Annotated in this window: 16 protein-coding genes, 1 tRNA gene and 1 riboswitch; of the genes, 16 read left to right on the top strand and 1 reads right to left on the bottom strand. The window is 65.9% G+C overall.

Going from position 1 to position 20205, the window contains the following annotated elements; genetic code table 11:
* The first annotated feature begins 30 nt into the window (after positions 1-30).
* From ileS to ndk, 4 genes are read left to right on the top strand one after another with little or no spacing between them, the layout of a single operon-like run.
* On the top strand, positions 31-3378 hold the full coding sequence (ileS, locus tag G6R19_RS08510) for an isoleucine--tRNA ligase (RefSeq protein WP_163164079.1): 3348 nt from the start codon (positions 31-33) through the stop codon (positions 3376-3378).
* 3 nt (positions 3379-3381) lie between these two features.
* Positions 3382-4740, top strand: coding sequence for a folylpolyglutamate synthase/dihydrofolate synthase family protein (locus G6R19_RS08505; RefSeq protein ID WP_163164078.1), 1359 nt, complete (start codon positions 3382-3384; stop codon positions 4738-4740).
* A gap of 3 nt (positions 4741-4743) precedes the next feature.
* Positions 4744-5211 (top strand): DUF4233 domain-containing protein, encoded by a 468-nt coding sequence (locus G6R19_RS08500; protein WP_163164077.1) that lies wholly within the window; start codon positions 4744-4746, stop codon positions 5209-5211.
* 54 nt (positions 5212-5265) lie between these two features.
* Positions 5266-5685: a nucleoside-diphosphate kinase gene (gene ndk / locus G6R19_RS08495; RefSeq protein ID WP_104998214.1), complete on the top strand. Its 420-nt coding sequence runs from the start codon at positions 5266-5268 to the stop codon at positions 5683-5685.
* An 81-nt stretch (positions 5686-5766) separates the two neighbouring features.
* Here ndk and G6R19_RS08490 read toward each other — a convergent pair whose 3' ends face one another.
* Positions 5767-6450, bottom strand: coding sequence for a vitamin K epoxide reductase family protein (locus tag G6R19_RS08490; RefSeq protein WP_163164076.1), 684 nt, complete (start codon positions 6448-6450; stop codon positions 5767-5769).
* Between the two features lie 451 nt (positions 6451-6901).
* On the opposite strand from G6R19_RS08490, the gene G6R19_RS08485 reads away from it, so the two are divergent.
* The 12 genes from G6R19_RS08485 (at position 6902) to G6R19_RS08430 (ending at position 20184) form a co-directional block, all read left to right on the top strand.
* A complete protein-coding gene (locus G6R19_RS08485; protein WP_163164075.1) occupies positions 6902-10360 on the top strand; it encodes an Rne/Rng family ribonuclease in 3459 nt (1152 codons plus the stop codon).
* 160 nt (positions 10361-10520) lie between these two features.
* A riboswitch (TPP riboswitch) is annotated at positions 10521-10618 on the top strand.
* A gap of 7 nt (positions 10619-10625) precedes the next feature.
* Positions 10626-12149, top strand: coding sequence for a bifunctional hydroxymethylpyrimidine kinase/phosphomethylpyrimidine kinase (thiD, locus tag G6R19_RS08480; RefSeq protein ID WP_163164167.1), 1524 nt, complete (start codon positions 10626-10628; stop codon positions 12147-12149).
* Positions 12150-12412: 263 nt separating this feature from the next.
* Positions 12413-12721: a 50S ribosomal protein L21 gene (gene rplU, locus G6R19_RS08475; protein ID WP_142045052.1), complete on the top strand. Its 309-nt coding sequence runs from the start codon at positions 12413-12415 to the stop codon at positions 12719-12721.
* Between the two features lie 59 nt (positions 12722-12780).
* Positions 12781-13044, top strand: a complete 264-nt coding sequence (gene rpmA / locus G6R19_RS08470) for a 50S ribosomal protein L27 (RefSeq protein WP_009372867.1) — start codon at positions 12781-12783, stop codon at positions 13042-13044.
* 116 nt (positions 13045-13160) lie between these two features.
* The gene (gene obgE, locus G6R19_RS08465; protein WP_163164074.1) at positions 13161-14750 is read left to right on the top strand and encodes a GTPase ObgE; all 1590 of its coding nucleotides are present in this window, start codon (positions 13161-13163) and stop codon (positions 14748-14750) included.
* A complete protein-coding gene (gene proB, locus G6R19_RS08460) occupies positions 14740-15891 on the top strand; it encodes a glutamate 5-kinase (protein WP_163164073.1) in 1152 nt (383 codons plus the stop codon). The genes obgE and proB overlap by 11 nt, the downstream gene beginning before the upstream one ends.
* A gap of 26 nt (positions 15892-15917) precedes the next feature.
* Complete coding sequence (locus G6R19_RS08455) at positions 15918-17297, top strand: glutamate-5-semialdehyde dehydrogenase (RefSeq protein WP_163164072.1); 1380 nt, start codon at positions 15918-15920, stop codon at positions 17295-17297.
* 78 nt (positions 17298-17375) lie between these two features.
* A complete protein-coding gene (locus tag G6R19_RS08450; RefSeq protein ID WP_163164071.1) occupies positions 17376-17606 on the top strand; it encodes a hypothetical protein in 231 nt (76 codons plus the stop codon).
* Positions 17551-18276 carry a nicotinate-nucleotide adenylyltransferase gene (gene nadD / locus G6R19_RS08445; protein WP_256248899.1) on the top strand — a complete coding sequence of 242 codons (726 nt, stop codon included), beginning with the start codon at positions 17551-17553 and terminating at the stop codon, positions 18274-18276. The genes G6R19_RS08450 and nadD overlap by 56 nt, the downstream gene beginning before the upstream one ends.
* 7 nt (positions 18277-18283) lie before the next feature.
* Complete coding sequence (locus G6R19_RS08440; protein ID WP_163164070.1) at positions 18284-19546, top strand: hypothetical protein; 1263 nt, start codon at positions 18284-18286, stop codon at positions 19544-19546.
* A gap of 45 nt (positions 19547-19591) precedes the next feature.
* Entirely contained in the window at positions 19592-19993 is a 402-nt protein-coding gene (rsfS, locus tag G6R19_RS08435) for a ribosome silencing factor (RefSeq protein WP_163164069.1), read from the top strand.
* A gap of 115 nt (positions 19994-20108) precedes the next feature.
* A tRNA-Ala gene (locus G6R19_RS08430) sits at positions 20109-20184 on the top strand.
* Positions 20185-20205: the final 21 nt, after the last annotated feature.

The following is a 20205-nucleotide window of genomic DNA, read 5'->3' as shown; positions in this document are numbered from 1 at the left end:
GTTCGCCAAGCTCAACCCAGGATGTCGAGAATGACGTATTACCCCAAGGCCTCAGCCTCTACCAGTGGCACCTCTTCCAGCCGCAACGCGGGTGTGTCCGCTTCCGTGAAGTTCCCGGAAATCGAAGAGCGCATCCTCAAATACTGGGACCAGGACGGCACCTTCCAGGCCAGCATCGACCAGCGCAGCGCGGACGCCCCCGGCGGTGAACCAGGCAGCAACGAGTTCGTGTTCTACGACGGCCCGCCGTTCGCCAACGGCCTGCCGCACTACGGCCACCTGCTGACCGGATACGCCAAGGACCTCGTGGGCCGCTACCAGACCCAGCGCGGCAAGCGCGTGGAGCGGCGCTTCGGCTGGGACACCCATGGGTTGCCGGCAGAGCTGGAAGCCATGAAGCAGTTGGGCATGACGGACAAGACCCAGATCGAAGCCATGGGCATCGACAAGTTCAACGACGCCTGCCGCGCTTCCGTGATGAAGTATGCCGACGAATGGCGCAGCTACGTCACCCGGCAGGCACGCTGGGTGGACTTCGACAACGACTACAAGACCCTCAATGTCGAGTACATGGAGTCGGTCCTCTGGGCGTTCAAGCAGCTCCACGAAAAGGGCCTGACCTACAACGGCTACCGTGTACTGCCGTACTGCTGGAAAGACGAAACCCCCCTTTCCAACCACGAACTGCGCATGGATGACGACGTCTACAAGAACCGCCAGGACCAGACCGTCACGGTGACCTTCCCCATCACCGCAGGGGAGTCCGAACTGTCCCGGCAGCTCGACGGCGTCCAGGCGCTCGCCTGGACCACCACGCCCTGGACCCTTCCCACCAACGCCGCGCTCGCCGTCGGCCCTTCCATCACCTACGCCGTGCTGCCCGCCGGCCCGAACGGCATCAAGGCCGCCTCCGCGGACGCACCCGTCAGCGGCAGCTTCCTGCTCGCCGCGGACCTGCTCGCCAGCTACGCCAAGGACCTGGGCTACGACGATTTCGAGGCAGCACAGGCCGCCGTCGTGTCCACCCACACGGGCGCGGAACTGGAAGGCCTGGCCTACCGGCCGCTGTGGCAGGACTTCGCCGACAACGAAAAATACGGCATGGAGAACGCCTGGCGGATCCTCGTTGCCGATTACGTCACCACCACGGACGGCACCGGCATCGTCCACCAGGCACCTGCCTACGGCGAGGATGACCAGAAGGTCTGCGAAGAGGCCGGCATCCCGGTGATCCTGTCCGTCGACGAGGGCGCCAAATTCCTCCCGCTCTTCAAGCACGGCGACCTGCACGAAATCGTGGGGCTGCAGGTCTTCGAAGCCAACAAGCCCATCACCCAGGTGCTGCGCGCCCAGGGCCGCCTGGTGCGCCAGGCCAGCTACGAGCACAGCTACCCGCACTGCTGGCGGTGCCGCAACCCGCTGATCTACCGGGCCGTGTCCTCCTGGTACGTGGAGGTCACCAAGTTCAAGGACCGGATGTCCGAGTTGAACCAGGCGATCAACTGGATCCCCGGCAACGTCAAGGACGGCCAGTTCGGCAAGTGGTTGGAGAACGCCCGCGACTGGTCCATCAGCCGCAACCGCTATTGGGGCAGCCCCATCCCCGTGTGGCAGTCCAGCGACCCCGAATACCCCCGCACCGACGTGTACGGCTCACTCGCCGAGATCGAGGCGGACTTCGGCCGGCTCCCGCTGAACAAGGACGGCCAGGTGGACCTGCACCGGCCGTTCATCGACGAACTGACCCGGCCCAACCCGGACGATCCCCGCACCCCCGAAGAGGGTCAATCGGTGATGCGCCGCGTCGAGGACGTGCTGGACGTCTGGTTCGACTCCGGCTCTATGCCGTACGGCCAGGTGCACTACCCGTTCCAGAACGAAGCCTGGTTTGATACCCACAACCCGGCCGACTTCATCGTGGAGTACATCGGCCAGACCCGCGGCTGGTTCTATATGCTGCACATCCTCTCCACGGCCCTGTTCGACCGGCCGGCCTTCCGCAACGTCATCAGCCACGGCATCGTGCTCGGTTCGGACGGACAGAAGATGTCCAAGAGCCTGCGCAACTACCCGGACGTCTCCGAGGTGCTGGACCGCGACGGCTCGGACGCCATGCGCTGGTTCCTGATGTCCAGCCCCATCCTCCGGGGCGGCAACCTGGTGGTCACCGAACAGGGAATCCGCGACGGCGTCCGCCAGGTGATCCTGCCGCTGTGGAACGTGTACAGCTTCTTCACGCTCTACACCAACGCCTCCAACGGCGGGGAAGGCTACGACGCGAAGCTCCGCTACGACGGCTACGCTGACACGCTGGACCAGTACCTGCTGGCCAACACCGGCGAACTGGTGCGGAACATGACCGCGCAGCTGGACACCTACGACATCTCCGGGGCCTGCGATGAACTGCGCAGCTACCTGGACATGCTCACCAACTGGTACGTCCGCCGGAGCCGGCAGCGGTTCTTCGACGAGGACAAGGACGCGTTCGACGCCCTGTTCACCGCACTGGAAACAGTTACCCGCGTAGCGGCGTCCCTCCTGCCGCTGGTCTCCGAGGAAATCTGGCGCGGTCTCACCGGCGGCCGCTCCGTGCACCTGGCCGACTGGCCGGATGCGGACCTGTTCCCGGCCAACCCCGACCTGGTGCAGGCCATGGACAAGGTCCAGCAGATCTGCTCCACCGGTTCCTCGCTCCGCAAGGCAGCGAACCTCCGCGTCCGCCTGCCGCTGCAGGAACTCACGGTCGTGGCACCCGGTGCTGACGCGCTGGGCGGTTTCGCCGCCGTCGTGGCCGATGAACTCAACCTCCGTTCGGTCCGCCTGCTGGATGCAGCCACGGCCTCCCCGGAGGAGTTCGGGATCCAGCAGAAGCTGGTGGTCAACGCCCGCGCTGCCGGTCCGCGCCTGGGCAAGAACGTCCAGGCCGCCATCAAGGGCGCCAAGTCCGGTGACTGGTCCGTCCAAAATATCAACGGCGACGATGTCGTCGTTTCAGGCGGGCTCCAGCTGGAACCGCAGGAGTACACACTGGAGACAGTAGTGGCGGAGTCTGAGAGCGGCAGCGCCACTGCATCGTTGGCTGTCGCAGTATTGCCCGGGGGAGGGTTCGTGGTCCTCAACACCGAGGTCACCCCGGAGCTGGAGGCCGAAGGCCTGGCCCGTGACATGGTCCGTTCCATCCAGCAGGCACGCAAGGATGCCGGACTGAATGTCAGCGACCGGATCCGCACCAGCATCACCGCGGCCCAGGATGTGGTGGACGCTTTGAAAGCCCATGAAGGCCTGATTGTCAGCGAAACCCTCACCGTGGAGCTTGGCCTGCATTCCAGCGGCGATGGCACCGAGCCGCAGATCGCCGTCGAAAAAGTAGAGGCATAATCCATGACTGACGAATTTTCCGTAGAGAGCGTCTACGCCGAACTGCTGGGCCGGGCGCCGGAAAACAAGATGGAACCGCGGCTTGCCCCGCTGTTCCGGGCGATGGACGTGCTGGGGGAGCCGAACAAGGCCTTCCCGATCATCCACGTCACCGGAACGAACGGCAAGACGTCCACCGCCCGCATGATCGAATCGGTCCTACGGGCCCACGGCCTGAGCACAGGGCGGTACACCAGCCCGCACCTGTCCAAGGTCACCGAACGCATCAGTATTGACGGGCACCCGGTATCGGATGAGACGTTCGTCCGGATCTGGGACGAAATCCGCCCGTACCTGCAGATTGTGGACTCGGAGCTGGAGGCCGACGGGCAGCCGCGCCTCACGTACTTCGAATGCCTCACCATCCTGGGCTTTGCGATCTTCGCCGACCAGCCCGTCAACGTGGCGGTCATCGAAGTGGGCCTGGGCGGCATCACGGATGCCACCAATGTGGGGGACGGGCAGGTTTCGGTGGTCACCCCCATCTCCCTGGACCACACTGACCTCCTCGGTGACACCACCGAGGACATCGCCTACGAAAAAGCCGGCATCATCAAACCTGGCGGCTACCTCATCAGCGCCGCCCAGCCGCTGGACGCAGCCCAGGTCCTGCTGGAGAAGGCCAAGGACGTGGGCGTGCCCTTCAAGTTCGAGGGAGTGGAGTTCGGCGTCGAATCGAGGACCGTGGCGGTGGGCGGCCAGATGGTCACCATCCAGGGCATTGCGGGGCGCTACACGGATCTGCTCGTGCCGCTTCATGGAGCCCACCAGGGGCAGAATGCGGCAGTGGCAGTGGCTGCACTCGAAGCGTTCTTCGGCGGGGAAAAGGAACTCGGATTCGAGGTCCTGCAGGAAGGCTTCGCCGAGGTCACGTCCCCGGGCCGGCTTGAGGTGGTGCGCACGGCACCCACCATTGTGGTTGACGCCGCCCACAACCCCGACGGCGTCAAAGTGTCCGCAGCGGCCCTCCAGGAGGCCTTCACCTTCACCAGGCTGGTCCCGGTGGTGGGGATCCTCAAGGAGAAGGACGCCGAGGAGATCCTCCGCCAGCTCAAGGAGTCCCTCGGCGGGATGGCTGAGGAGTACTGCTTCACCCAATCGAACTCCCCGCGTGCCGTCCCTGCTACTGAACTCGCAGAGCTCGCCATCGACCTCGGTTTCGGCGAGGACAACGTGCACGTCGCGGAGAAGCTCGACGACGCCCTGGAGTGGGCCGTGGAACGCGCCGAGGCAAACGACGACCTTTCCGGCGGCGTGCTGGTGACCGGTTCCATCACCCTGGTGGCCGAGGCGCGGATCCTGCTCGGGAAGACGGAGGCGTAGGCGATGGCCAAGCTGACCAAGGCCCAGCGCGAATGGCGGCCTGGCATGCCCAAAAAACGCCGCTCCACCAAGGTGCTGTTCGCTTCCACGGTGCTGCTCCTGGAAGCCTTCGTGATGTTTTTTGCCACGCTCGCCGTGTTCGGGCTGCGCCGCGGGGAGTTCCCGCCTGCGGTTATCCTCGGCGTTGGCATCGCCCTGAGCGTCGTGATGATCCTCGCGTGCGCCTTCCTCACCAAGCATTGGGGCATCGGGCTCGGGTGGATCCTTCAGCTCGTCCTGATCCTCACCGGCATCTTCGAGCCGGCCATGTTCCTGGTGGGCGGCCTGTTCGCTGTGGCCTGGTGGTACGGGATCCGCACCGGAATCCGGCTGGACCGGGAAGCCGGGCAGCGGGCCCGCGAGCAGGCAGAATGGGAAGCCGCCCATCCGGACCAGGCCGCCCGGCCCGGCCAGCAGCCTCCATCCCCGTAAACAAAGTCCCCGTAGACTTGACCCGAAATCCCTTACCAACGCATTGGAGCAGTTGTGACTACTGAGCGCACCCTCGTCCTGATCAAGCCCGACGGCGTCGCCCGCAACCTCACCGGGGCCATCCTGGCCCGGATCGAAGCCAAGGGCTACACCCTGGCCGAGCTGAAGAAGGTAGACGCCTCACGTGAGCTGCTGGAGCAGCACTACGAGGAGCACGTAGGCAAGCCCTTCTACGAGCCCCTGGTGGAATTCATGCTCTCCGGCCCTGTGGTGGCAGCCATCTTCGAAGGCCACCGCGTCATCGAAGGCTTCCGCTCCCTGGCCGGCACCACCGACCCCACCACGGCAGCGCCCGGCACCATCCGCGGCGACTTCGGCCGCGACTGGGGCCTGAAGGTCCAGCAGAACCTGGTCCACGGCTCCGACTCCACCGATTCCGCTGAGCGCGAGATCAAGATCTGGTTCCAGGCGTAGCTTCACCGGTATGACAGATAAGGCCGATGTTCATGAAGAACATCGGCCTTATCTGTCACTCCTCGGAGTTTGGGGGCAGGGTCAGAACCCCGAGGTTCCGGCGAAAACCTGGATGAAGGCGAAGAAGATCGTGGCGATGACGGCCACGTAAAGAAGCGCAGTGATGATCCAGCCGGAGTCACCCAGGACGCGGGCCGCGTTTTCCGGAACCGGAATCACGCCGGCGGTCACGTTCCGGATGGTCACCCAGACGAACAGCGGAATCATGGCCGCCCAGACAATCATGCAGAACGGGCACAGGATGTGGATGTCGTAGAGCGCCTGCGACCACAGCCACACCACAAAGGCAAAGCCCAACGTGACGCCTGTCTGTAAGCCCACCCAAAACCAGCGGGCAAAGGTGGCCCCGGACAGCAGCGCCATGCCCACGGTGATGATGACGGCGAAGGCCACGATGCCAATGAACATGTTCGGGAAGCCGAACAGCGAGCTCTGCCATGTTTTCATCACGTCGCCGCAGGAAATCCAGGGATTCACGTCGCACACCGTGGTGTGGTTGGGATCCTGAAGCACTGCAAGCTTTTCCAGCACCAGGGTTCCGGAGGCGAGCCAGCCGATGGCCCCCGTGATCACCAGCAGCCAGCCAAAGGGCCGGTTACGGGTCATCGCCGGGACAGTTGCTGCTTCCCTTCCTGCCGGATCGCTGTGGTGGTTCAGGCTCCGTTCCTGGGCAGGGGTGCCGCTGAGGGGGGAGATGCTGGGCATTGGTGTGGCGTCCTTTTCATCCGGTGCTCCTTGCCTGATTGTAACGCCGGAGGCTGGAAGGGCCGTCCAGACGAGGAGGAGGGGCCAGCGCGTTTGGTGCTGCCTCCGCCGGGATTTAGCCCGGGTATGAGAGAATGAACGTGGCTGGAAGCCGATCCACATTCGGACTCCGGTCCGGTGGCTTGTTCCCAAGACCGCCAATGACGAGCAGGGCAGGCATCGGTTCCACCGACGCAGTCTCCCGCGACTCCATTGAGCGGCACCTGGTTGTAGCACGTAGAACAACGGGTTTCAGAACATCCCGCCGGCCCCCACGGGCTGCCGCACCCCACTGCCGGTGCGAACCTGGGGGTATCCACTTGACTTCTGTCAACGCCTGCGGGTTTTGACAATATGTGCCCCAATGGGTGCCGGATGTGGCGGTACGTCAGGGGCAGGAGTGTTGCCACATATGGATAATGAACAAGTTTTAGCCGTTAACGACGCAGCAGCGGCCACGGAGGCAGACGCTGCACCCAAGAAGGCCACGAGGACGCGCCGGAAGGCCGGGGCCCTGATCCCGGAAACCGACGTCACCGGAACCGGCACTCCGGAAGGCGCGCCGGCCGGCGTCGATGCCCCCGAAGTCAGCGCACCCGGTACCGGACCTGCCGATTCCGGCGCCCCGGAGGCCAAGGCTCCCGTCCGGCGGACCCGCGCCCGGAAGAAGGCGGACACCGCCGAACCTCTCCCGGCTTTCGCCCCAGAGGCAGGATCCGCAGAGGCAGAATCCCCAGAGGCAGAAACGGCAGCGGCAGAACCGGAAGCAGCCCCCGGCGTCGAGGCCGCTGCCGGTGCTGACGCCGACACTTCTGACGTACCGGCCGGGGAGCCCGTCGTCGAGGCCGCCGAAACGAAGCCCGTCCGCCGCCGTCGGGTCGCCACCCGGAAGACCTCCGCCCCTGCCGCCGAAGCGGAACCGGCGGATGTGCAGGCAGCCGAAGCCCCGCTGGCTGAAGAGGCCGGCGTGGTTGCAGCCGGGAAGCCCGAACCGGTTGAGGCAGTTGCCGCCCCGGCAGCAGCAGGTGCCGCTGAGGTACCAGCAGCCGATGCGGCTGCACCGATGGAAACCACCGAAGAAGAGGCCGCCGAAGAAGAGGGCCCCGCAGAAGCAGCGTCGGCTGAGCAGGCGCCCGCGGCTCCTTCCAGCCCCTTCGGCACCCTGTTTATGGAACCTGCCTCTCCCACGTCCGTGCTGTTCCAGGCACCGGACCTGAGCACCGTGGTGCGTCCGGTTCCCGCCGCTGTTGAGGAAGCAGACGAGGACGACGCCGACGAGATCGATTCGGAGGACGCGGGCCGCCGCAGGCGCCGGGGCCGCGGACGCCGCGGACGCAGCCGCACCGGTGAGCGTGAAGCTGACGCCGACCTTGAAGGCGGCGAAGGTGCCGACGTCGATACCTCCGACGACGCCGACGAGGAGTCTGCGGGGCAGGTCGAAGAAGGCGTGACGTCCCGTCGCCGCCGTCGCCGCCGCCGCGGGGACCAGGACCTTGAGCTGACCGGCGGCGGGGATGACGATCCGCCCAACACCGTCACCCGCGTCCGCGCTCCGCGGGCGGTCACCGAGTCCGCGGTCAACAACCGGGTTACCAGCGTGAAGGGCTCCACCCGCCTGGAGGCGAAGAAGCAGCGCCGGCGCGAGTCCCGCGACACCGGCCGCCGCCGCACCGTCATCACCGAAGCCGAGTTCCTGGCACGCCGCGAGTCCGTTGACCGGCAGATGATCGTGCGCCAGCGCGACGACAGAATCCAGATCGCCGTCCTCGAAGACGGTGTCCTGGCCGAGCACTTCGTATCAAAGACCCAGCAGGATTCCCTGATCGGCAACGTGTACCTGGGCAAGGTCCAGAACGTGCTGCCCTCCATGGAAGCTGCCTTCGTGGACATCGGACGCGGCCGAAACGCCGTCCTGTACGCCGGCGAGGTGAACTGGGAAGCGGTGAACCTCGAGGGCAAGCAGCGGCGCATCGAAAACGCCCTCAAATCGGGCGATACAGTCCTGGTCCAGGTGACCAAGGACCCCGTGGGACACAAGGGCGCCCGCCTGACCAGCCAGATCTCGCTGCCCGGCCGCTACCTTGTGTACGTGCCCGGCGGTTCCATGACCGGTATCTCCCGCAAGCTGCCCGACGTCGAACGCAACCGCCTCAAGCGCATCCTCAAGGACCGCCTCCCCGAGCAGGCCGGCGTGATTGTCCGGACCGCCGCAGAGGGTGCTTCCGAGGAAGAGCTGACGCACGACATCAACCGGCTGCGCGCACAGTGGGAGGGCATCGAGAGCCAGTCGAAATCCACCAAGATCCTTGCCCCTGAACTGCTCTACGGCGAACCGGACCTCACCATCAAGGTGGTCCGCGACGTCTTCAACGAGGACTTCTCCAAGCTGATCGTCTCAGGTGAGGAAGCCTGGGACACCATCGAGGCCTACGTTACGTACGTAGCGCCGGACCTGGTGGGCCGTCTGGAGAAGTGGACCAAGGACCAGGACATCTTCGCCGCCTGGCGCATCGACGAGCAGATCCACAAGGCACTCGAACGCAAGGTCTTCCTGCCCTCGGGCGGTTCGCTGGTGATTGACCGCACGGAGGCCATGACCGTAGTGGACGTCAACACCGGCAAATTCACGGGCAGCGGCGGCAACCTCGAAGAGACGGTGACCAAAAACAACCTTGAGGCTGCGGAAGAAGTTGTCCGCCAGCTCCGCCTCCGCGATATCGGCGGCATCATCGTCATCGACTTCATCGACATGGTCCTGGAATCCAACCGCGACCTCGTGCTCCGCCGTATGGTGGAATGCTTGGGCCGCGACCGCACCAAGCACCAGGTTGCGGAAGTTACGTCACTCGGCTTGGTGCAGATGACGCGCAAGCGGATGGGTACCGGGCTCCTCGAAGTCTTCGGCGAGCAGTGCGAAGCGTGCGCGGGCCGCGGCGTGGTCACCCACGACGACCCCGTGGAGCACCGGCGGGCCAACATTGTGGCCGCCGAGCACCACATCCAGCGGACCGACAGCAGGCCGGAGGCCCGCAGCGAAGGCCACCGCAACGACGCCCAGCGCGTCGACAACAACCAGCCCGGCGCGCGCCCGGACCGCAAACGCCGGCGGGGCCGTGGTGGCCAGCAGCCGGAGGTTGCCCCGGCAGCAGCAGCAGCCGTGCACGTCCACACGGTGCACCCTGACCCCTCGGACGCTGAACGGCATGCCAAGGCGGAGGCCACAAGGCTGGCCCTTGCCAACATTGCCGCCGCCGCACATGCAGCCCACCTGCACGACGACGAAGTGGCGGCAGCCAAGCAGGCGGCCGCTGACCAGCCCGCCGCTGCCTCCGCAGCCGAGGCTGCAAAGCGCGACGACGAAGCGCGTCACGCTGCCGTGCTGACCTTCGGCGGCGAGAAGGTGGTGTTGCCGTTCGTTGAGCACGCTGAAGAGCAGCAGCAGAAGCCGGCCCTGACCCTGGACCGGCTTGCTGAGGCCTTCGCCCACCTTGGCCAGCCGGCGCCTGCCGAAGACCAGCCAGAGCAGGCAGAACCGGAGCAGAAGCCGGTGGAGCCCGTGCAGTCGGCGGCGCCCGTACAGGCGCCCGCTGCTGCAGCACCGGCGAAGGACTACAGCGACCACACGCTGGAGCAGTCCCGGCAGCGCCGGCCGCGGCGCAACCGCAGTGCCAGCCGTGCCCAGGGAGCTGCCAACGAAACCACTGTGCAGCATCACGAAAACGTGGCGTCAGCCGGCACGGGGCATACCCACGAGGCGAAGGCCCCGGAGCCGGCCCGTGCCGGCGGCTCCATTGACGGCAATGCCGGCACCGCGAAGCCGGCCGAGACGCCCATCATCCTGGGCGTCGGGGTTCCGGCCTCGGAGCTCTAAGCGCCACCGGCAAGTAAATGCCCGGCCAGCCACAACAGTGGCCGGCCGGGCATCTTCGTGTGTAAGGCCAGCGATGCAACGGCAGTGCGGCATTTCAAGGCACGGCGCCCGGTCGCAATGTGTCACCTTCGGCCTGTGCCAGGCAAAAAAGCTAGGCTGGGGAACCGACACGGGGTGCCGCGCAGAGAGCCGGCTGAGATTCACACCCGTTGAACCTGTCCGGCTAGCACCGGCGAAGGGATGTCTCTTGTCTACGACCCTTGTAATGCCCACTGCCACCTCGGCAATATTCCCTGCGGCACCACCACGCCCAGGCCGGCCCGTACCCCGGGTCCTTTCCATAGCAGGCTCCGATCCTTCCGGCGGCGCCGGTATCCAAGCCGATTTGAAGAGCATCGCTGCGCTGGGCGGCTACGGGATGGCTGCCATCACTGCCCTGACCGCCCAGAACACCCGCGGAGTCCGGTCCGTTCATGTGCCGCCCGCAACGTTCCTGAGCGAGCAGCTGGATGCGGTCAGTGACGACATCGGCATCGACGCCGTGAAGATCGGAATGCTCGGCAGCGCCGAGGTGATCGAGGCAGTGGCGGCATGGCTCCGGAAGGTGCGCCCCGCCGTCGTGGTCCTGGACCCGGTGATGGTCGCCACCAGCGGCGACCGGCTCCTGCAGGAATCCGCTGAAGCGGCACTGCGCGCGCTCCTTCCGCTGGCCCACCTCATCACCCCCAACCTGGTGGAACTCGCCATGCTCGTTGGCGGCGAACTGCAGGACACCTGGACCGGGGCGCTGGAACAAGGCCGCGCCCTCGCCGCTGCCACCGGCGCCACAGTGCTGGTCAAGGGCGGCCACCTGGTCGGCGGCGAGTGCCCCGATGCGTTGGTTAACACCGCAGGCCTTCTGTCCGACGAAGTGGTGGTTGTGCCGGGGGAGCGCGTGGCAACGCGGAACAGCCATGGCACTGGCTGTTCACTGTCCTCCGCCATGGCAGCGGCGCAGGCACGGCTGGGGGACTGGGAGCTTTCCCTCCGTGAAGTCAAACCGTGGCTGGCCGGTGCGCTCGAGGCATCGGGATCACTGGAGGTGGGAAAAGGCAACGGGCCGGTGCACCACTTCCACCACCAGCAGCCGCTGCTTTCCGAAGGGAGCTTCGCCGCAATACTCTGGCGTGAGGCGCAGCAGGACCTGGACGACATCCATGCACTGGACTTCATCCGCAACCTGGCCTCGGGCAGCCTGGGCGAGAAGGAGTTCGCGTACTACTTCGCGCAGGATGCCATCTACCTCAACGGCTATTCGCGCGTGCTGGCCAGGGCCAGTGCACTGGCACCCACCGAGGCGGAGCAGCTCTTCTGGACGGCCTCTGCCCGGCAGTGCCTGGAAGTCGAGTCGGAGCTGCACCGCACCTGGCTGGGCACGCGCACCGTGCAGCCCGGGCTTGGCCCTGTTACGAAGTCCTATGTGGACCACCTGACGGCGGCATCGGCGTCGGGCAGTTATGCGGTCCTGGCGGCGGCCGTTTTGCCCTGCTTCTGGCTCTACGCCGAGGTGGGCGCAACGCTTCACGCCCGGTTCGTTGCCGCCGGTGAACCGTCGGCGCACCCGTACGCGGACTGGCTGCGCACCTACGCTGACCAAGACTTCGCAGCTGCCACCCGCAGGGCCATTGCGATCGTGGACGAAGCGGCGCGCGTGGCCTCGGCCGCGGACCGGGCAGGCATGGTTACGGCGTTTAGGCAGTCCTGCCGCCTGGAAGTGGACTTCTTCGACGCGCCGCGCCTGTACTCCTGACGCACTGCCCGTGGCCTTGCCGGTACTATGGTGGGGCACGGTGCGGACGCCGGAGTTGAACTGTGGCACCTATCACAGTCCACCCACCGGAACCAGCCTCATTTGCGGCCGAAGGCAAAATTAGCGTATTCTAGATCTTCGGTGCTTACGCCAACACTTGGGTTATGACCCCACGGCGTTGAGGCACAGCGAGAAACCAGGCTTTTACAGGCCGGTTCCGCACGCAAATTTAGTAATAAACGTCGAGAGAAGTGAGTTCCCAAGTGGTGTACGCGATTGTCCGCGCAGGCGGCCGCCAAGAGAAGGTTTCCGTTGGAGACTTCGTTACCCTGAACCGCGTCGCCGGTGGAGCTGGCAGCACCATTCAGCTGCCCGCACTGCTCCTGGTTGACGGTGACAAGGTCACCTCTGCCGCTGCTGACCTGGCCAAGGTAACTGTTACGGCTGAGATCCTGAACGACCTCCGTGGTCCGAAGATTGTGATCCAGAAGTTCAAGAACAAGACCGGTTACAAGAAGCGCCAGGGTCACCGCCAGGAACTGACCAAGGTCAAGATCACTGGTATCCAGTAACTTTCGTTACTGTTCAGGTTTTTCAGCAGATCCCCAGAATTTAGAGGCAGGCATTTCAAATGGCACATAAAAAGGGCGCGAGCTCCACTCGCAACGGTCGTGATTCCAACGCTCAGTACCTCGGCGTAAAGCGCTTCGGCGGCCAGGTTGTTTCCGCCGGCGAGATCATCGTCCGCCAGCGCGGCACCCACTTCCACCCGGGCGCCGGCGTTGGCCGTGGCGGCGACGACACCCTGTTCGCACTGACCCCGGGAGCCGTTGAGTTCGGCACCCGCCGCGGTCGTCGCGTCGTCAACATCGTTGCTGCTGCAGCTGCAGAGTAACAAATAGTTCTGAAGCGGTGGAGCGGGCCAGATGGTCCGCTCCACTGTTCTTTTAACCGCATTACAATCGTCTTGGCGCCCGGCGGCGTCCAGGAAACAGCACTGAGGAGATCCACGTGGCCAGCTTTGTAGACCGGGTAGTACTGCACGTATCCGGCGGTAGCGGCGGCCACGGGTGCGTCTCTGTCCACCGCGAGAAGTTCAAGCCGCTGGGCGGTCCCGACGGCGGCAACGGCGGCAACGGCGGCGACGTGATCCTTCGCGTGGACCACCAGACCACCACCCTCCTGGACTACCACCACGCACCCCACCGGCATGCCAGCAACGGCGGCCCCGGCATGGGCGACTGGCGCGGCGGCAAGAACGGCGAGACGCTCATCCTCCCCGTCCCGGACGGCACCGTGGTCAAGTCCAAGGACGGCACCGTCCTCGCGGACCTCGTCGGAGAAGGTGCCGAGTACGTAGCCGCAGCAGGCGGCATCGGCGGCCTGGGCAATGCTGCCCTTTCATCGCAGAAACGACGCGCTCCTGGATTCGCCCTGCTCGGCATCGAAGGCGAAGCCAGCGATATTGTGCTGGAACTCAAGTCCATCGCCGACATCGCCCTGGTGGGCTTCCCGTCCGCCGGCAAGTCCAGCCTCATCGCCGCCATGTCTGCAGCCAGGCCAAAGATCGCCGACTACCCCTTCACGACTCTCGTTCCCAACCTGGGCGTCGTCCAGGCCGGGGATGTCCGCTTCACCATCGCCGACGTCCCGGGCCTCATCGAAGGCGCCAGCGAGGGCAGGGGCCTGGGCCACCACTTCCTGCGGCACGTTGAGCGTTGCGCCGCGCTGGTCCATGTCCTGGACTGCGGCACCCTCGAATCGGACCGCGACCCCCTCTCCGACCTCGCCGTCATCGAGGCCGAACTGGAAAAGTACGCCGTTGACATGAGCTACGCCGGGCAGGACGGCGAAGTTGTTCCGCTGAACCACCGCCCCCGCTTGGTGGCGCTGAACAAGGTGGACCTGCCCGACGGCAAGGACATGGCAGACTTTGTGCGCCCGGAACTCGAATCCCGCGGCTACCAGGTATTTGAAGTGTCCGCCACCAGCCATGAGGGCCTGCGCCAACTCGGTTTCGCCATGGCCGGAATCGTTAAGGCCGCCCGTGATGCTGTGGCCGCTGCACCGCCCAAGGTCCAGCCGGCCGTGCTGCGTCCGCGTGCGGTCAATGAGTCAGGCTTCAGGATCCGCCGTGAGGAGAAGGGCCTCGAGCCCCTGTTCCGCGTCATCGGCGAAAAGCCGGAGCGCTGGGTCAAGCAGACCGACTTCACCAACGAGGAAGCCATTGGCTACCTGGCTGACCGCCTCGCAAAGCTCGGTGTGGAGACGGAACTGTTCAAGCAGGGCGCCAAGCCCGGCGACACCGTGGTGATTGGCGAGGACGACGGCGTCGTCTTCGACTGGGAGCCCACCATGATGGCAGGCGCGGAGCTCCTCGCATCCCCGCGCGGTACCGACGTCCGCTTCGCTGACCTGGGCGACCGTCCCACCCGTGGCCAGAAGCGTGAAGAGCAGCAGGAACGCAAAGACGCCAAGGCCGCCGCCCGCGCGGAGCTGGAAGCGGAACGCAAAGCCGGCATCTGGACCGAGTCAGTGAGCAGCCGCAGGGTGGCCAGGCCCCTCAAGGAGAGTGGACTGGACGCAGGCGATGAGTTCTAGGGCTGCAGCCGTGCAACCGCTGGCCCGGTCCGTGGACAGGAGCGTGCTCGCCAACGCCGGCCGCGTTGTGGTCAAGGTGGGTTCGTCGTCGCTGACAAGCATCAAGGGCGGCATCTCCGAGGAGTCGCTGACGGCCCTGGCGGACGCCCTGGCTGCCAAGCGGAATACGGGAACCGAGATCATCCTTGTGTCCTCCGGCGCCATCGCCGCCGGCCTGGCTCCGCTCGGCCTTGCCAAGCGTCCCCGCGACCTGGCCACCCAGCAGGCGGCCGCCAGCGTGGGCCAGGGCCTGCTGATGGCCCGCTACACCCAGGCGTTCGGCGCCCATGGCGTCACCGTCAGCCAGGTCCTGCTCACCGCCGAGGACCTGATGCGGCGCAGCCAGCACACCAATGCTTTCCGTGCCCTGGACCGGCTGCTCAACCTCGGGGTGGTTCCCGTGGTGAACGAGAACGACACCGTAGCCACGCACGAGATCCGGTTCGGCGACAACGACCGGCTCGCCGCCCTGGTGGCGCACCTGGTACGGGCGGACGCGCTGGTGCTGCTGTCCGACGTCGACTCCCTGTACGACGGCCCGCCGTCGCTCGGTGCAAAGAGGATCCCGCTCGTTGAAGGCCCCCAGGACCTGGAAGGCGTCTCCATCGGCAAGGCAGGGAAGGCAGGCGTCGGAACCGGCGGGATGCTGACCAAGGTGGAGGCGGCAACCATGGCTGCCGGGTCGGGCATCCATGCCCTGGTCACATCCACCCCCAACGCCGCGGCTGCGCTGAACGGCGAGGACGTGGGCACCTGGTTCACCGTTAACGGGGCCCGCAAACCGGTCCGCCTGCTGTGGCTTGCGCACGTCGCCTCCGTGCAGGGGCGGCTTGTGCTGGATGACGGCGCCGTGAAGGCCGTGCGCCACCACCGAACTTCGCTGCTGCCCGCGGGGATCTCCGCCGTGCATGGAGACTTTGAAGCGGGCGACGCCGTCGAGATCGCCAGTGCCGACGGCACCGTGGTGGCACGCGGCCTCGTCAACTACTCGTCTGCCGAGCTGCCCCAGATGCTGGGCAGGTCCACCAGGGACCTTGGCGAGGCGTTGGGCAGCGGCTATGACCGTGAAGTTGTTCATGTAGATGACCTCGTGCTGGTTTGAGGTCCGGGCTCGCCTAAACTTGGAACATGACTGAGGCCCTGATCCACAAGACCGCTGAAAACTCCGGAGACACTGCTGCGCCTGCCAGTGTTCCTCCCGTCGAGTCACCCACAGCACCGGTCCCGGCTGAGGTTTCCCTGTCCGCCGGCGACGTCGAAGCAGCAGTCCACGCCATCACTGACCGTTCGCGCCAGGCAGCGCGCCGGATGGCCATGGCGAACCGTGCCTGGAAGGACCGGGCGCTCCGCGCCGTGGGCGCCGCCCTGCAGGACAGCACCGCGGCCATCCTGTCCGCTAACGCGAAGGATGTGGCAGCAGGAAAGGCCAACGGCACCTCCGCCGCCATGCTGGACCGGCTTACACTGACCGAAGCCCGGATCGCGGGGCTTGTGGCGGCCCTGGAGAACCTCGCCGGCCTGCCAGATCCGGTGGGCAACGTGGTCCGCGGCCAAACCCTGCCCAACGGTCTGCGCCTTCGGCAGGTCAACGTACCCATGGGTGTTGTCGCTGCCATTTACGAGGCACGGCCGAATGTCACCGTGGACATCGCCGGGCTGGCCCTCAAGAGCGGCAACGCCGTGATCCTGCGTGGCGGAAGCGCTGCGGAGGCCACCAACCAGGTCCTGGTGCGCCTGTTGCGCGAGGCACTCGAATCCGTCGGCCTGCCCGCCGACGCCGTCCAGACGGTTGACCAGTACGGCCGCGCCGGAGCCAACGTCCTGATGCGCGCCCGCGGCAGGGTGGACGTACTGATTCCCCGCGGCGGCCGGGAGTTGATCCAGACCGTGGTCACCAACTCCGCTGTTCCCGTCATCGAGACGGGGGAGGGGAACGTGCATATCTTCATCGACGAGTCCGCCAATGAGGACATGGCCGTGGAGATCCTCCTCAATGCCAAGACGCAGCGGCCCAGCGTCTGCAATACCGTTGAGACCCTGCTGGTCCACTCCGGCTCAACGGTGCTGCCCGCCGTCGCCGCCGCCCTGCGGAAGGCCGGTGTCCGGCTGCACGCCGACGAGCGCGTCCGGGCCTCGCTTCCCGCATCGATCGAATCGGAACCGGCCACCGACGAGGACTGGGGCAGCGAGTACATGGACCTTGACCTGGCTGTTGCCATGGTGGACAGCCTGGACGAGGCCGTAAAGCACATCCGCACCTGGTCAACCGGTCACACCGAGGCGATCCTCACCAACGACCTCGCCAACGCCGAGCGGTTCATCGCCGAAGTTGATTCCGCCGCCGTCATTGTCAACGCCTCCACCAGGTTCACCGACGGCGGGGAACTTGGCCTTGGCGCGGAGGTGGGAATCTCCACCCAGAAGCTGCACGCGCGGGGCCCGATGGGGCTGACCGAACTCACCACCACCAAGTGGATCGTGCAGGGCGAGGGCCAGGTCCGCGGGTAGCAACGCGGTAACATAGACCAGAAGTCAGAAACGGCGGAGCTTTCCGCTGCCACAATCGTTTGAACCCAAGGGGAGAAAATGCTGTTCCAGCAGATTGCCACGACCATCGCCGAGGGCGAAGAACACGAACTCGCCCCGCTGTGGGCTGAGCCGTGGGTCTTCGGAGTGGTCATCTTCGCCATTCTGCTGGTGATGATGTTCATCACCCTGTCCTACTCGAACCTTGGCAAGCGCCACGCTGCCACCGAGGAGCATGCGGATCCGCACCGCCAGCACCCGAACAAGCACGATCACGGGCAGGGCCACTAACATTTCCCGCGTTCTTCACCACAACGGTGCCAACGGCAGGCTGCGCCTGGGCGTTATGGGTGGGACTTTTGACCCCATCCATCACGGCCACCTGGTGGCAGCCAGTGAAGTGGCGGCCGAGTTCGACCTGGACGAAGTGGTTTTTGTCCCCACGGGCCAACCGTGGCAGAAATCCCACAAGCAGGTCAGCGAACCCGAGCACCGCTACCTCATGACCGTCATCGCCACGGCTTCCAACCCGCGATTTACGGTCAGCAGGGTGGACGTTGACCGTCCGGGCCCTACCTACACCATCGACACGCTGCGTGACCTTCGGGCCCAGCGCCCGGACGCGGATCTATTCTTTATCACCGGCGCCGACGCGCTGGCGCAGATCCTGTCGTGGAAGGACATCGACGAGTTGTGGTCACTGGCCCACTTCGTGGGGGTGACCAGGCCGGGGCACGTGCTGGACGGCATGGGCCGGAAGGACGTCAGCCTCCTTGAGGTGCCCGCCATGGCCATCTCATCGACGGACTGCCGGTCACGGGTGGCCGCGAACAACCCTGTGTGGTACCTCGTGCCGGACGGGGTGGTCCAGTACATCGCCAAGTACGGCCTTTACCTGGACGCCCCGGCGGCTGCCAATGCTCCAACCTCCGAAGCAAGCGAACCAGCCAGCACTGAATGAGTTCTCCATGAGTCAGGAACAGCCCCCCATCCGCAGCCGCCGGGAACTCCGGAAGGCCAGGGATGCGCAACAGCCATCCGTGTCCACGGCCACGGATCAGCTTTCGCCTGCCACCAAAAAGCCCGCGGCTAACCGTCCTGCTCCGGGCACTGCAGCGCCGGCTCCGGAACAGACGCACACCCAGCGTTCCTCGCAGATCCGCGCGCGGGACCGGGCGGCGCTGCGCACCATCAAGGAATTGGAAGAAAAAGAGGGCCAACTGGCAGCCGGGGGTCCGCCCACACGGCGCCAACTCCGCCTGCAGCAGCTCAAGGAACAGGCGCTTACCGCTGCCAACCCCATCGTTGCGCCTGCCGGGCCCGCTGACCCGGGCGCCAAAATCCCTGCATCCCCGGCCTCCGGCGGGAAGGCGGCGGGGGAGCAGGATCCCCCTGCCGTCACCAGGGCGCCTTCCCCGATCTCGGATGCCCCCCACGGGATGACTGTTGAGCAGGCGTTGGCAGCGAGGGCGCTGATCGCCGAGCAGGCCAAGAACCAGATCGCGAAGATGGAGCACATCGCCTCCCTCGATCCGGAAGCCGTGGACCCCGAGATCCTGGCGGAACAGATCGCCCTGGCGGAACGCGCTGCCGTGCTGAACCGGCGGGCCATGGCCAAGCAGAAACTTGCCGAGCAGACCGGCGTCCCTGCCCCCGCCAACGATCCTTCGCCTGACCAGGAACCTGCACCCCAGCAGCAGGGACAGAAGGCGCCCGCAGTTCCCGCGCAGCGGCCGGCACCCTCGACAGCCAGCAACCTGGCCATGGTCACTCCCTTGGAGTTCGTCCAGGTGCCGGGCGTCGACCGGCCGGTGATGAAACCGCCGGCAACAAGCCACGTTCCGGTCACCACCCGGCCCGGCACTAAAGTCCCGCCGCCCGCCACCAAGAAGCGGCGCCCCGCCGGCGGAGCCCGGCCGGCAGCGTCCGACGCCGGATCCGGCCGTTCGCAGGTAATTGCCCGGGCTGAGGCCGCCGCCAGGGCTGCTGCCCGGCCCAAACCTGCTGTCCTGCCGCCGGCAGTGGTGGCGGATAGCCACGCCGAGGACGCCTTCGAGGACCTGCCCCGGGTCCCGGCCCGCTCGGCCCACGGACTGGACCCGCTGGACGCGGCAACGGCAGGGCTGGCCCGCGCCACGCGCAACCGCATCCTCCAGTTTGCTGTCCTGGCCTTCGGGATTTTGGCCCTCGTGGCGGGCATCTTCCTGATCATCAGCGGTATGTCTCGCTAACCGGCGCCGCCGGCACCACAAGCTTTTCAACCAACAAGGAGTCCCGTGACTGCATCAGATTCATCCATCATCACAGCCCGTGTTGCCGCCAAGGCAGCTGCGGACAAGATTGCCCAGGACATTGTGGCCCTGGACGTGAGCGAGCGCCTCGCCCTGGCCGACGTTTTCCTCATTGCCTCCGCTCCCAGCGAGAGGCAGGTCAACGCCATCGTTGACGGAATTGAAGAGGAACTCGCGAAGCAGGACCTCCGCCCGACCCGGCGCGAGGGGCGTTCCGGCGGCCGTTGGGTCCTGCTTGACTACTCGGACATCGTCATCCACGTCCAGCATGAAGAGGACCGCGTCTTCTACGCGCTGGAGCGCCTGTGGAAGGACTGCCCCGTGGTGGACCTCCAGCTCGGCGACGACACCTCGGCGAAAGCTGCCGCCTCCACCGAGACGGAGTAGATGCGCGGGAACCAGCGGAATATGCCCGATTTGGAATTTTCGGAATTGCTGTTCTAAGATATTTGAGTTGCTCCGGGGAAACCCGGAAGAAAAGCTCGTAGAGCGGCAATAGTTCGGGGCTGTGGCGCAGCTGGTAGCGCACCTGCATGGCATGCAGGGGGTCAGGGGTTCGAGTCCCCTCAGCTCCACCAATAATCCGCCGGGATCAGTAG

This window comes from Arthrobacter sp. Alg241-R88, assembly GCF_900537115.1.
Classification (GTDB): Bacteria; Actinomycetota; Actinomycetes; order Actinomycetales; family Micrococcaceae; genus Arthrobacter.
Note: the sequence above shows the minus strand (reverse complement) of the source record. Positions and strands in the feature narration are given on the sequence as shown.

What these genes read in the sequence shown, in the direction of transcription:
- G6R19_RS08450 (WP_163164071.1), top strand. Translation starts at nt 17,376, where the DNA reads ATGCTGTTCCAGCAGATTGCCACGACCATCGCCGAGGGCGAAGAACAC.
- G6R19_RS08485 (WP_163164075.1), top strand. Translation starts at nt 6,902, where the DNA reads ATGGATAATGAACAAGTTTTAGCCGTTAACGACGCAGCAGCGGCCACG.
- G6R19_RS08455 (WP_163164072.1), top strand. Translation starts at nt 15,918, where the DNA reads ATGACTGAGGCCCTGATCCACAAGACCGCTGAAAACTCCGGAGACACT.
- ileS (WP_163164079.1), top strand. Translation starts at nt 31, where the DNA reads ATGACGTATTACCCCAAGGCCTCAGCCTCTACCAGTGGCACCTCTTCC.
- G6R19_RS08440 (WP_163164070.1), top strand. Translation starts at nt 18,284, where the DNA reads ATGAGTCAGGAACAGCCCCCCATCCGCAGCCGCCGGGAACTCCGGAAG.
- proB (WP_163164073.1), top strand. Translation starts at nt 14,740, where the DNA reads ATGAGTTCTAGGGCTGCAGCCGTGCAACCGCTGGCCCGGTCCGTGGAC.
- G6R19_RS08505 (WP_163164078.1), top strand. Translation starts at nt 3,382, where the DNA reads ATGACTGACGAATTTTCCGTAGAGAGCGTCTACGCCGAACTGCTGGGC.
- rpmA (WP_009372867.1), top strand. Translation starts at nt 12,781, where the DNA reads ATGGCACATAAAAAGGGCGCGAGCTCCACTCGCAACGGTCGTGATTCC.
- thiD (WP_163164167.1), top strand. Translation starts at nt 10,626, where the DNA reads ATGCCCACTGCCACCTCGGCAATATTCCCTGCGGCACCACCACGCCCA.
- G6R19_RS08490 (WP_163164076.1), bottom strand. Translation starts at nt 6,450, where the DNA reads ATGCCCAGCATCTCCCCCCTCAGCGGCACCCCTGCCCAGGAACGGAGC.
- nadD (WP_256248899.1), top strand. Translation starts at nt 17,551, where the DNA reads ATGCGGATCCGCACCGCCAGCACCCGAACAAGCACGATCACGGGCAGG.
- G6R19_RS08500 (WP_163164077.1), top strand. Translation starts at nt 4,744, where the DNA reads ATGGCCAAGCTGACCAAGGCCCAGCGCGAATGGCGGCCTGGCATGCCC.